This window comes from Reichenbachiella agarivorans (assembly GCF_025502585.1).
GTDB classification, from domain to species: Bacteria; Bacteroidota; Bacteroidia; order Cytophagales; family Cyclobacteriaceae; genus Reichenbachiella; species Reichenbachiella agarivorans.
Genome location: NZ_CP106679.1, coordinates 2663676 through 2676735, shown reverse-complemented (window position 1 = coordinate 2676735; position 13060 = coordinate 2663676). Strand labels below are relative to the sequence as shown.

The following is a 13060-nucleotide window of genomic DNA, read 5'->3' as shown; positions in this document are numbered from 1 at the left end:
AATAATAATACTAATTTTTTTAGCTAATCACTTCTTCTTAGCGAAGCGGCGCTTGTTTCCTCCTCCACCTTTGGACTTATACGCGGCTTTTGGATTGTATTCTGGACCTTCTCCTATATAGGCTGGGAGTGGCACTTTTCGGATATCTTTTTCTATAAGTTCCTCGATCTTGCTGAACTTAAACATATCTTCTTCATTGACGAAGGTAAAGGCTATTCCTTTGGCTTCTGCTCTACCCGTACGACCGATACGGTGTACATAATCCTCTGCATCTCCTGGTACATTGTAGTTCACCACCATATCAATGCCTTTGATATCAATCCCACGGCTCATCACGTCTGTAGCTACCAGCACATTAATCTTCTTGTTGACAAACTCTCTGAGTACTTCTTCTCTTTTCGTTTGTTCTAGTCCAGAGTGAATTGCTTCTGCATTGATCCCCAATTTTTTGATCTCAGCAGCTGCCCTGTCTACTTCTGCTTTTTTGGATAGGAAGACGAATACACTATCCAGTTTTTTTGCTTTGAGCAAATGCTTGATCAAATCCAGCTTTTGGTGATCATGCACCATGAATGCTGCCTGGACGATGGCTTCACTAGGTTTGGATATGGCTATGTTGATCTCAACTGCATTCTCATTGAGTACCTCCTTGGCCATCTTTCGCATCTTAGGCGCCATGGTTGCGGAGAACATGAGGTTTTGACGTTTGGCAGGCAACTGCTCCATGATTTTCTTGATATCATCATAAAACCCCATGTCAAGCATACGATCTGCCTCGTCCAGAATAAAATGTTTGACTTTAGAAAAATCCACATACCCTTGGTTCATGTGAGCGATCAATCGACCGGGTGTAGCAATGATCATGTTGGCACCATTGACCAGTGCTTTCTTTTGGACATCCCATGATGCGCCATCCCCGCCACCATAAATGGCCAAAGAACTGATGTTCACAAAATACCCTAAACCTTGCATCTGTTGATCGATCTGTATCGCCAACTCACGTGTAGGCACGATCACCAAAGCATCTATGGACCCATGTGTTTCTTGGTCATAGATTTGCTGAATAGTCGGCAAGAGGAACGCTGCGGTCTTTCCTGTACCTGTCTGGGCACAGGCAATAAGGTCTTTGTTCTCTAATATAACTGGGATGGCCTGTGCTTGGATAGGCGTAGTGTTCTCAAAACCCATAGCCTCGACCCCTTCAAGGACGGGACTATGGATGCCAACTTCTTTAAATTTCAATTTTTTTCTCTGATTTGGTAAAGCCCAAATCTAGTGCTTATTCTTGAATTACACCTTTTAATTCTAAGCTTGATGACTGCATTGGATAAACATTATTTTCACGATCCATATCTGCAGTAAACTCTTCTGGGTCAATGGCTATGCTTGCAATGTCAGACAATGGAACATCCAGCTCGAAAGAATAGTATGGATACACCCAAGGCCAATTGGTCAATTGCTTGGCGTCTTTCGCGATGGGCTTGGATCCTCTCATCAATCCCAATGAGATATGATACCATTTCTCCTTTCCGTCCTTCATTGTAACCCTGACATCTACTGGCATAGGCATCTCTCCTACTCTCTCTAGTTGCACAAAAGTCTTAGCACCCTTAGCATACACTTGACTGATACCGTAATCGATCGTTTTGGTGGTATTCACCCAAAAATCAAAATACCAATCTAACTCAATTCCACTTTGCCTTTCGATCACCTTTTGAAAATCCAACATGTCGGGATGCTTGAATCTCCATTGATTGTAGTAGCTCAACAGGCCCGCTTTCAAGTTGTCCACGCCTACTATATACTCCAATTGTCTCAAGGTAATTGCTCCTTTAGAATAAGCAGCTGTACCATAAGCCCAGTTGGTACTAAAATAATCCGAATGGGTAGTCATAGGCTCTTCTTTGCCTGCCTCTACCAAACGTTGATACCCCTTCATATTAGCTGCATGTGGATTCATCGCAGGATACTGGGGATTAAACAAATAATCTTCAGTCAAGTTGGAAGCATAAGTCGTGAATCCCTCATCCATCCATGCATAATAGCTTTCATTGGTAGCCAACATCATCTGGTACCAACTGTGCATCATCTCATGTACCGTCACACCTACCAAACTACCCAACTTTCTATGTCCTGTAATCAAAGTAGCCATGGGATACTCCATGCCTCCATCACCACCTTGGATTACTGAGTAAGTCGGATAGGCATACGCTCCAAAATTCTTCTCAATGAAAGGAAGTGCCTTTTGGATGTAGGTCTGCATCTCTTTCCAAGTTTCTACTAAAGTATCCTTCTGATAGAAATAGTGGAACTCCAAACCATCTCTCATCTTGACTATGTCGTGAGCATAATCCTGATCCGCTGCCCATACAAAATCATGTACATTCTCTGCTTTGAAATGATAAGTCAGTTTTTTGGCAGAGGATTTAGCATCAGAATACCCTTTGCCAATTTGATCTGCATTTTGCAGCAAGCCTGTTGCTGCGACAGTGTAGGCACTATCAATACTGATCTTCACATCAAAATCTCCCCACGGAGCATAAAATTCTCTCGCTATATAAGGGTGTGTATGCCAGCCACTGCGGTCATACTCGGCCATTTTGGGATACCACTGCGCCATAGATAGACGGATGCCCTCACTGTTGTCTCTACCGGTTCTTCTGACTTGAAGGGGTACTTGCGCCTCAAAACTCATATCAAACTCTGTGGTAGAGTTCGGTAAAATCGGCTTTTTGAGATCAACAATCATGATGGTACCATCTATGGTGTAGCTCAATTTCTTACCGTCCTGTTTCAGAGATTGAATCTTCTGGTAACCAATTTCATCATCCTTCAATTTGTAAATCCTATCTCCTACGCGTCGATCTGGATCAGGCAAAGTCCTGCTACGCACGTCCATCATGCTACCAGGCTGGAAAGCATTGTAATACAGATGAAAGTAAACACGGCTCAACGTATCTGGAGAGTTGTTGAAATATTTCAGCTTCTGAACGCCTGTGAACTGATTGGCCTCAGCATTCATGTCAATTTCCATTTTGTACTCTACTCTTTGTTGCCATCTTTCCTGTGCTGTAGCCATGACAGGCAGCAACAGAATGATCAGTGCTTTTATATACTTCATCTTATTGAATTGTTTAATCAATAGCAAATTACAAAGCCTCCAGATGGAGGCATATCATATTGTGATAGGCGGTCATATTAAAATGTAAGGACTAGGGATTCCAAGGCTTCTTGTTCCACGGTATGCTTTCCTGCATAAGAAAACAACACAGGTTTGATCCCTGTGGCCTTTTCGATCTTGTTTATTTCCAATCCGAATACTTCCTCGTCATAGTAATTGTCTTGATCTCCTAGGACACCATGGACTTTGGCATCCCTAGATAGGAAATCAAAATCATCGTAATCCAACTCAGGAGGAAAACTACCCGCCCAATGAATCAAATGACTAAAGGGAATCTGTAGGTGCACTGCCAACCTCCAAATAGCTGATGCCCCCTGCGAAAAGCCCAACAACACCATCTCAAATTGATCGATTCTACGATCACCCAATAAGGTCTCAAGAACAGTACGGGCATACGCTGTTTGATTCTTGATCTCCATATCACGGTTTTCCTTGGTCATCCAACTCGCTCCTACTTTTTGATTTCCTCTCAGGTAGAACTTGGACAAGCCTTCTAAGGCAATCACAAAATTAGTTTTGGAATCCAAAAACTGAAATGGCAGGACAAAATCCTCCGCCAACTGTCCATGTCCATGACAGACAATCCAGATACGCTGTGTTGTATCCGTCAGTTGATTCAGCGTATGAAAGGTAGCTTGTGTGGTGATCGTGACCCTATGCTTCTCGATCATGCAGCACTGTAACTGATTCGGTATATCATCCCAGCTTTGTCGTCTGACACCAAGAGCGAGCCGTCTTTGAGCATCAGTACATCCACAGGTCGCCCCCAAGCTTCTTGTTCCTCCTGATCCAGCCAGCCCTCTACAAACACATCGTAGGACACAGCTTTACCATTCTCTACTTTGACTTGCATCAGACGGTAGCCAGATTTCCTAGTTCTGTTCCAAGACCCATGCTCGGCGATGATTAAAGAGCCTGAGTAAGACGCGGGAAACATTGTACCCGTATAAAACTTCACTCCCAAGGGTGCCACATGTGCTCCCAACTTGTAGGCAGGCACGACAAAATCAGAACAAGGGAATTTTGATCCAAACTCGGGGTCTGCAATATCTCCTCCATGACAATAGGGATAACCAAAATGCTGCCCCATCTCAGTGGCCTTGTTCAACTCACAAGGAGGCATATCATCGCCTAGCATGTCTCTGCCATTGTCTGTAAACCAGAGTGTCCCCTCTTCGTCCCAGGTAAAACCTACTGAATTGCGAACACCGTGGACATAAATCTCTCTGTCACTGCCATCGGGGTTGATACGAGTGATGCTGGCATAGATTTCATCTTTGCTTTCGCAGATGTTGCAAGGTGCACCAACTGGGATATACAACTTGCCATCTGGCCCAAATGCAATATACTTCCAACCATGATGTTTTTCGGTAGGGTAATTTTCATAGATCACAGTTCCTTCTCCTAAGTTTTCGAGTTTCTGATCTATGCCATCATATCTGGTCAATTTACTGACTTCTGCCACGTAGAGATTTCCGTCTTTGATCGCCACACCATTAGGCATGTTTAGGTCTTTGGCGAGCGTATATTTCTTGTCTGATTTGAAATCGCCATCCGTGTCGACTAGTGCATACAGGTTACCGGCATCTTTGGTACCCACATAGAGTACTCCCTCGTCACTCATCGCCATGGAGCGAGCATTCTCGACACCTTCAGCATATATTTCGATCTTGAAACCATCTGGCAGCTTGAGAGACGACAATGAGTCTGTTGGCTCTATTACTTCTGGTTCTTCTTTGGTTTCAGTAGGATTGTCTGGGGTAGAGCAAGAATTCATAGAAACAATTATGCTCAGCAGGATCAGATATGTTCTCATTTTGATGGTTTGATTAATTGAATGTACAAGTTAAGAACCGAAACAGAAAGACAGAATGATTAAGGCGAAAAATCGAGAAATCGAACAGGTGAAGACAAACAAGGTCTGAGAATTGATCACAGACCTTGTTTTATTTCCTCTTAACCTTATTCAGACACTAATTCGACACATAAGTGTGATAATACTTACTCGTATGCTGATTACCTGGAAGTCTATATTCTATATAATATGGAAAATTAACTTCCCCATTTTCTAGAATCAGAAAAACAGACTCATTGTTTATTATTTCCTGAATTAAGTCATTTGGCTCTCCCTTATAAGCTTTGGCCTTCTTTACAATTTCTATATGATGATCAACAAAAGTGGTATGAGCCCGAATTTCCACTTTACCTGAACCTATACCAATAGGATTAAAACCTTTAAAAGCATTAGGAGCATCATTCGCTTCTATCTGATCATCGCTCATTTGAATGTTAGATGGGTTCTGCCTCCAAAACACACTATTTATTGGTGGCACGCCATACCCCAAATAACTCTCTATAGTCAAAAGTCCTTTATCTACTGCCTCATATATCCTAGAGTATATCTCAGTTTGATAAAACTCATTGTTTGCAAAATCATTGTAAAGCACTAGCATAGGCTCAATATGCTTATCGGGAACTCCATTAATTTCAATTTCTCCAAATGCTTCCTTGTTATTAGGAAGAAAATTACCGCATATATACCGTGGAGGTAATCTTTCATGAATTGGATCTCTCCAATAAAAATTACTCGGGCCATTTTCCTGTATTTTCTCCATGAAAGTATCGTAGAGACTGGTTCTGAAATAAAAAGTATAAAATATCGACTCTTCTCCTGTGTCCGACTTCTCCAAAAACTCCCCTTTGTATATGGTCTCTTTTGCAAAATCCTCAGGCATGTCATATTCAAAAAATAGATTCGAGTAGGACAGTGCTACCTCCTGGCTGTAAACTCCAGCAAGATCAGAAAAACGCACATGCTTAGTCCAAGTCGAATTGGTTGTTGATTTGAATAAACCTTCTTGTTCATGATATACCTTCATGTATCCCTTTGGGTATTCTTTGACCAAAAAATGATACTGTCTATCTACAGGATAGCTATAATCAATATTACCTAATGCTATACCTTCAGCTGTTGAATGTCCACTACTGGCAAAGGTGAAAACACTCCTTTCCTCAATGACTCCATCTGCATCGGCCAACTCCTGCTCTTCACCAAAAACAATGGTTAAATACTTCCCCTCAACCATCAAGCTGTACTCACATGATTCACATAATATCTCTTTAGGTAAAATCTCTAACTCTCTTGTATCCGAATGTATTTCATATTCAAACTCTATAGACTGCCCATCACGTTGCAAGTTGATATCATACACGTATTTTATATCTCTATTCAATGAATCCACCCACATAAATTCGTCCTTTGGAATAAATTTCAGGTCAAATACGACAGGTCTATATGGATTTAATTGCTCTCCTTCCTCCATTTGTATCCCTTTCACCCAATGCACATCGTCTATAGTTGAAATATTACAATAAAGCACTGCTTTATAATTTCCTTCTTCATTCTCGAACTTCATAGCAACCCACTCTCCATCAACCATGGTTGATAGCTTCAATTCAATATTAATATTGTATCCTACTAGACCCTCAAAAGGGAAATAAAATAGAGTTGATAAGGTATCTTTGGTAGGATTCCAACTCATAGCACTGGCATTTATACGACCTACCACGCCATTGGAGGTCAAATAAACAGAATCCAACTCAAACAAATAATCAACAACTGTAGTGTCTGTTTCAATCCTAAATGGGGAATCAATGGGATAGTTAAATGCAATTTCGGGAATCAAAAACTGGCTACCATTATATACTTTATTTACAACCGGAGGCTTGAGCAGTGAGTATTCAACTACCTCCTCTGGTTTCACATCTCCACCATCATCATCTTGACATCCTGCATACAACAGGATAGAAAACAATGCAAATAGCAGTGTAACATTTGAGAATGCTTTTGGAGTAAAAAATTGAGACTGTCTTAATAAGAATGATCGGAAACGAGTCCGCACACTTACTTTCTCTTGATAGCTGCTTTCCATAATGGCTGGTATTATTTTGAATGAACAAAGGATTTACTATAGCAATAGTATTCATCAATCTTTATATACACAAACTCTATCACCAGACAGCTCCATATTTAAGCATAAGAACTACGTTAATCTCCTAATTAAAAGCACTTTAGACAATCCAACCCTGAACACTAATCTTCTCTTCCTCTGCAAATTACCACAGTAAACAGTCAATACATTGCTTGGATTGATATGATTAAAAGATAATTTCCTTCATTTCACCAGAATTTTATTAAAGCTCACCGAAATTGGATTTCTCAGCCTAGATAGTCGCGTTATCATTGCATCGTAATCAACACACAAACAAAACACTACGAACATGAAAACGACGCTAAAAACAATCGCACTTTCTTTGATGATCGCTATGTCTACTCTTGCTGTTGCAGGTGAAAAGACTGAAAAAATGATAAGCCCAGAGCTTAAAGTACAAATCTCTCCATTGGCTGGTTCTAAAGTAGCCGTTACTTTCAACAAGTTGGAGGGAGAATTGGTCAAAGTAAAAATCTATGACGCTTACGGTGCATTGATCTACGCTGACAAAGACGTAAACAGCTCAAAATATGCGAAAGCATTTGACTTGTCAGCTTACCCAGCTGGAAAATATTCTTACTCTGTATCCAATGACGTGTACAGCGTAACTAAAACGGTAGAGAAGAAATAATCTCGACCTCAAAAAAACAACTTCAATGAAAAACCTTGGCGATACCGTCAAGGTTTTTTTTTTGTATCCTAGACCTGTATCTCCCAAAAAAATAAAATCAAAGCCAAAAGACTCCTAAAAGCTTCATCATGTTTTTCATATTTGCAGAATGATTTCAATTAATAATTTATCCTACTACCTCGGTAGCCGTGCCCTCTTCGAAGAAGCTTCTCTACACATCAAACCAAAAGACAAAATTGGTCTGATCGGGCTCAATGGTACTGGTAAATCTACTTTGTTGAAATTGATCACCAACCAGCTGCAAAAAGATGGTGGAGACATCAGCAAAGCCAAAGATTGCACCATAGGATTTTTGAATCAAGACATGCTGTCTTTCCAATCCGAAGACTCGATACTCTCTGTGGTGATGGAGGCTTTTCAGGAGGTAATCGACATCCAACACGCCATCGAAAAAACTCTCCATCAGATGGAAACCAACTACGAAGACAAATTGGTGGAGAAGCTGGCTCGCCTACAAGAAGAATATGAAGCCAAGGATGGCTACACCCTCCAAAGCAAGGCAGAAGAAGTACTAGAAGGGATTGGATTCAAAACCGAAGACCTTCAGAGACCCCTCAAGGAATTTTCGGGAGGATGGAGAATGCGTGTGATTTTGGCCAAATTGCTATTGGAATCTCCTTCTCTGCTCATGCTAGATGAGCCGACCAACCACCTAGATCTACCGTCCATTCAGTGGATTGAGAATTACCTCAAAAGCTATGAAGGAGCCGTGATCGTCGTCTCTCACGACCGGGAATTCCTCAACAATACCGTCAACATGATTGTCGAAGTTAGTCAGCAAAAGCTCAACCCCTACCCCGGCAACTACACCAACTATCTGGAAGAAAAGGAACTGCGCAACGAACTGCAAAAAAACGCCTTCCTCAATCAGCAACAAGCCATCAAACAAACCGAAAAGTTTGTGGAGCGATTCCGATCCAAAGCCACCAAAGCCCGTCAGGTACAATCCAGGGTCAAAGCCCTAGAGCGAATGGAAAGAGTGGAGGATGTGATCGATGACAATGCCGCCATCAACTTCAAGTTCAACTTTGGTAAGCAATCAGGTAGACACGTGGTGATGATGGAGGATATTACCAAGTCTTACCCAGGTATCAATATCCTGACCAAAGCCAACGCCCACATCGAGCGGGGTGACAAAATCGCAGTAATCGGTGCAAATGGTAAAGGAAAATCTACGCTACTCAGAATCATAGATGGTGACGATGACAAAGAGGGAGAAACCAAAATTGGATTCAATGTAATTCCAGCATTCTATGCGCAGCATCAACTAGAATCCCTCAACATAGACAACGAAATACTAGAAGAACTCAAGCAGTTTGGATCAGGCAAGACCGAGCAAGAACTGAGAAGCGTCTTGGGGTGTTTTTTATTCTCAGATGAAGATGTATTCAAGAAGATAAAAGTACTGTCTGGAGGTGAAAAATCAAGAGTGGCTTTGGCCAAAACCTTGATTTCTGAGGCCAATTTTCTTCTGTTAGATGAGCCCACCAACCACTTGGATATCATGTCGGTCAATATTTTGATTCAGGCTTTGCAGCAATATGAAGGGACTTTTATACTCGTGTCTCATGATAGGCACTTTGTCACGAATGTGGCGAATAAAATCTGGTGGATCGAAGACCAGCAGATCAAAGAATACCCCGGTACCTATGAGGAGTACAAATATTGGCTAAGCAACAACACAAAAACACCCGCAAAGAAAGAACCTGAGGTCAAAAAAGAAGCACCCAAAGAAAAGGTCAAGAAAGAAAAAAACATAGACCAAGTTCAGCTCTCCAAACTCAAAAAAGAGTTGAACAATGTAGAATCTAACATCGAAAAACTGGAAGCAGAAAAGAAACAACTAGAAGCAGATTTGGCAAACCCTGACCACTTCAATGACCTAGAAAAACTCAGCGCACTCGATCAGAGCTATAAGAAACTACAAGCAGACCTAGACGATAAAAATGAAAGGTGGGAATCTCTCGTCATGGAGATAGAAGAAATTGAATCGTAGGTTCCCTAATTTATAACTCAATATTGTACTCGTCTGGAAAAGGACTGAGTTTAACCTTTTTTTCCTTGGGAGCTTTGGGCTCTTTCGGAGCTACATCGCCCCGACCAAACATGAAATTAATTCCAAATCGTGCTTGAAAATCATCTGTATTCCTGACATCAACTAGACCTAACAGATTGTCAAATGAAGTGTAGAGCTGAACTATGCCAAATCTGGCAGCCATCCCAGCTCCTACGCCAACCCCTCGCTCCTCATGGTATGAAAGACTCGATGACAGGTTCAGTATTTTACCAAACTGGTGCGTATAGCCCAACCCCAAACTTGGATGCAATTCCCTATAATCCTGACTCAGCATAATCGTTGCAGTCGTAAATCCCTTCTTGGTCACTTGGTAGCGAGCAGATCCTATGTAGCGAGTCGTTAACCTGGTCTGATAAGATTTGACATCTGTTTCATGTTCCACAAAAGCCTCCAAAGAGTCTTTGATGACTTCAATAGCATTATCCAAATCTGTCAAATCTCCCCCTTCAATAAGTATCTCTCTTCCTTTCAGGTTATAATTCTTTACCTCTTCTTTCCAACTAATAGCGCCAATGTCATTTACTGCGAAAGACACGGATAGTTTATCATCTACCTGAACATCCACCCCAAAATCAAATCCAAATCCTGTATTGTTATTGTCTACTAAATAGGTGCCTAAGCTCTCACTATCAAAACCAGCAGACCTAACTCTTGGATCATTCAGTTGTACCACGATGGACTTATCCAGATTAGTATTCATCAATATATCTCCCTTTTTACTCGTTTCCAGACTAAAAAAACCCATCAAATACTTCAGTCTCGATCCCACGGTGATAGACTGTACAGCTGGGACTTTAAACCTATAAGCATAGCCTACTCCATACTCTCTGTAATGAACAGCATCACTAAAAAAATTGCTCTCCTCCACTGGCACATTGATGTAGTTTGCATTTCCATCCACGATATATTTCATGAGCTTGGTTGGATAATTGGTCATGGTTCTAAAGCGCTCATTCGCATAGAGACTAAAAGAGTGTGAGTTTCCAATCTTCACTCCCAATTGAAAGAGAGTAATGCTACCACTAGCATTGATCTTATCCTTGTCACTAAGATTCTTCATCACTTTGTCTGTGTCTACACGGATAGAATCAGACATGGGGACTTTGGAAAAAATGTCATTGTATGATAGACCTGTGTTTGCATTGATATAAATACCAGATATAGCAGGCAAAGACAGAGATACCCGCGCATCGGGAACAAAAGCGGGGTTAAAGGATTGTGATTGTGGGGTGACAGAATAAAGATGATAAAAAGACAAGTCCTTTTGTGAAAACCCTGTCATACAGCCAATGCCCAACAGCAAGAGTACGATACTTATTTTTTTCATAGCTCTACTGTGATTGCTGCGATGGCTGATATTTGAATATCCAACACGTAATCCGAGAACAACTTCACATTGCGATTGGATTCCTTGTCATAAGTCGAAAACTTGGTTTTTGCTCTCAACTTAGAGGCCAATTTCATTTTTTCAAGTGCGTCGTATCCCAAAATAAGTTTAGACTCAGTACTATCAATACCTTTAGTTCGTCCATCATTCCCTACAGGAGGTGCTCCAAAGTGGAGTGTACCTGGTATCTGAGAGAGCAACTCACCTTTGCTGTTCAGTAATTCCAATGAGATGTCGCCTTCAAACGGCATTTGATTATCTATATTGGCAATCAAAATAATGGAATCCGCAAAATCCAAATCTAAATTTTCACTGAAATCTAGGTCAAAATCTGTCACAAATTCATTCATCCTTAGTACCAAAGGGAGTTCAATTATTGCATTGACATTGATATAACTAGAATCTGTAAGAAAATTACTTGTCAAAGATGAAATAGATGGGTTTGCTTCTGCACGAATAGGCAAGATTATTTTACTAGGAATGGCACTAAAAATATCAGCTACATTGCTATTGCTCGCATTGAGTTGAATGAGGGTTGTTTCAACACCTCCTGCTATTCGAGGGGCTGCCACTAATTTCTGAACACTTGATGTTTCTTGCAATTCAACCACTGAACTATCTGATAAAATGGCTCTTGTTTTAGACATATCAAGAGAAAATTCTATCCCGTAGGAGTTTTCGACTTCTAGACTAAATCTTGGTTCAGCAAAAAAAAAGCCATCGCTGTCTATACTAGACAGGGCATCCAACGAAAACTCTATCACTTCAATCTCTACATGATCATCCCCAAAGTACCCAAACAAACTACTAAAATCAGGGTTTCCAATAACCATGTCAAAGTTCAGACTTTGATTAGTAGTCAACTCCTCTCCAGCTGCCAGCAACAAGTCTCCTGAAACGCTTACATCCAATTTATTTAAATCACCTTCTAGTCGCAAAACTGACTTGTATTCATTGAGTTCGGTCAAGAAGAAATCCTCTATCTGCTCACCAGAATAGGGAATGGATTGGGATTGAACCAAATCCATATTGGTATCCATTTTCCTGAATCCCACAACTGTCCAACTATAATCAAGACCTGCTGGAAAAGTAGAATACATCTGATATTCGAGATATCCTCCTGCATAGAATACAGAATCTATCGTTTCTCCATTTTCTGCTATGAAATCAAAGTCCAATACTGTACTAAACGGAATGATTTGTGATGTAGGGAGAGCAGGTACATCTGTAGGAAGTGAAAACACTGCATGATTGGAAATGGTATTAACATTAATTATCTCACCACTCTTGTTGAAAACTGACTGCTCTCGATAGACCATAGTTACTAACAAGTCTCCATCCTCGTGAATTTCCAATTTCTGATCTTCCAAATCCTCTAAGATTTCCTTGATTGTATAGGATTTGCTCCCAATCTTAACTGCTATTTGGGGAGATAGCTCTATGGGTTTTATTTTATCAAAATTCAGGTCATTGACATGACAAGAACCAAAAAGAAGGGCTATTATACACGCACTGAATCGACCCAAAATCTTCATAAAGCAACAATTAATACAATGGTCAAATACATCTTGTGATGAGATTTGATTTCCAAAACTTATGATAATGTAAACGAAGATATTCCTTTTTTTACCAAATCCTCAACTACGACACCACAGGAAATCTGCTTGATGAAAGAACGAAATAACATGAACAATATTGATTGAACTTTAAACAAAAAACTCTCCATTTCTAT

The 13060-nt window shown here is 40.7% G+C and carries 9 protein-coding genes; 2 read left to right on the top strand and 7 right to left on the bottom strand.

The window, feature by feature from the left end; translation table 11 throughout:
* Positions 1-27 precede the first annotated feature (27 nt).
* From N6H18_RS11255 to N6H18_RS11235, 5 genes are all read right to left on the bottom strand, one after another.
* Positions 28-1242, bottom strand: a complete 1215-nt coding sequence (locus tag N6H18_RS11255) for a DEAD/DEAH box helicase (protein ID WP_262308374.1) — start codon at positions 1240-1242, stop codon at positions 28-30.
* Positions 1243-1279: 37 nt separating this feature from the next.
* The gene (locus tag N6H18_RS11250) at positions 1280-3121 is read right to left on the bottom strand and encodes a M1 family metallopeptidase (protein WP_262308373.1); all 1842 of its coding nucleotides are present in this window, start codon (positions 3119-3121) and stop codon (positions 1280-1282) included.
* A gap of 77 nt (positions 3122-3198) precedes the next feature.
* Positions 3199-3852: an alpha/beta hydrolase gene (locus N6H18_RS11245; protein WP_262308372.1), complete on the bottom strand. Its 654-nt coding sequence runs from the start codon at positions 3850-3852 to the stop codon at positions 3199-3201.
* A complete protein-coding gene (locus N6H18_RS11240) occupies positions 3849-4997 on the bottom strand; it encodes a PQQ-dependent sugar dehydrogenase (protein WP_262308371.1) in 1149 nt (382 codons plus the stop codon). The genes N6H18_RS11245 and N6H18_RS11240 overlap by 4 nt, the downstream gene beginning before the upstream one ends.
* Positions 4998-5154: 157 nt before the next feature.
* On the bottom strand, positions 5155-7113 hold the full coding sequence (locus tag N6H18_RS11235) for a hypothetical protein (protein ID WP_262308370.1): 1959 nt from the start codon (positions 7111-7113) through the stop codon (positions 5155-5157).
* Between the two features lie 349 nt (positions 7114-7462).
* Between N6H18_RS11235 and N6H18_RS11230 the strand changes: the two genes are divergently transcribed.
* Together N6H18_RS11230 and abc-f are read left to right on the top strand one after the other, a co-directional pair.
* Positions 7463-7804 (top strand): T9SS type A sorting domain-containing protein, encoded by a 342-nt coding sequence (locus tag N6H18_RS11230; protein ID WP_262308369.1) that lies wholly within the window; start codon positions 7463-7465, stop codon positions 7802-7804.
* A gap of 148 nt (positions 7805-7952) precedes the next feature.
* Positions 7953-9860, top strand: a complete 1908-nt coding sequence (gene abc-f, locus N6H18_RS11225) for a ribosomal protection-like ABC-F family protein (RefSeq protein ID WP_262308368.1) — start codon at positions 7953-7955, stop codon at positions 9858-9860.
* Positions 9861-9870: 10 nt separating this feature from the next.
* On the opposite strand, the gene N6H18_RS11220 is transcribed toward abc-f, so the two are convergent.
* Together N6H18_RS11220 and N6H18_RS11215 are read right to left on the bottom strand one after the other, a co-directional pair.
* Positions 9871-11268 (bottom strand): DUF5723 family protein, encoded by a 1398-nt coding sequence (locus tag N6H18_RS11220; RefSeq protein WP_262308367.1) that lies wholly within the window; start codon positions 11266-11268, stop codon positions 9871-9873.
* The gene (locus tag N6H18_RS11215) at positions 11265-12863 is read right to left on the bottom strand and encodes a hypothetical protein (protein WP_262308366.1); all 1599 of its coding nucleotides are present in this window, start codon (positions 12861-12863) and stop codon (positions 11265-11267) included. Before N6H18_RS11215 ends, N6H18_RS11220 begins: the two co-directional genes overlap by 4 nt.
* Between the last annotated feature and the right edge of the window lie 197 nt (positions 12864-13060).

Bases quoted from the DNA above. Each gene is read 5' to 3' on its own strand.
- N6H18_RS11250 (WP_262308373.1), bottom strand. From the start codon at position 3,121: ATGAAGTATATAAAAGCACTGATCATTCTGTTGCTGCCTGTCATGGCT.
- N6H18_RS11245 (WP_262308372.1), bottom strand. From the start codon at position 3,852: ATGATCGAGAAGCATAGGGTCACGATCACCACACAAGCTACCTTTCAT.
- N6H18_RS11240 (WP_262308371.1), bottom strand. From the start codon at position 4,997: ATGAGAACATATCTGATCCTGCTGAGCATAATTGTTTCTATGAATTCT.
- N6H18_RS11235 (WP_262308370.1), bottom strand. From the start codon at position 7,113: ATGGAAAGCAGCTATCAAGAGAAAGTAAGTGTGCGGACTCGTTTCCGA.
- N6H18_RS11230 (WP_262308369.1), top strand. From the start codon at position 7,463: ATGAAAACGACGCTAAAAACAATCGCACTTTCTTTGATGATCGCTATG.
- abc-f (WP_262308368.1), top strand. From the start codon at position 7,953: ATGATTTCAATTAATAATTTATCCTACTACCTCGGTAGCCGTGCCCTC.
- N6H18_RS11220 (WP_262308367.1), bottom strand. From the start codon at position 11,268: ATGAAAAAAATAAGTATCGTACTCTTGCTGTTGGGCATTGGCTGTATG.
- N6H18_RS11215 (WP_262308366.1), bottom strand. From the start codon at position 12,863: ATGAAGATTTTGGGTCGATTCAGTGCGTGTATAATAGCCCTTCTTTTT.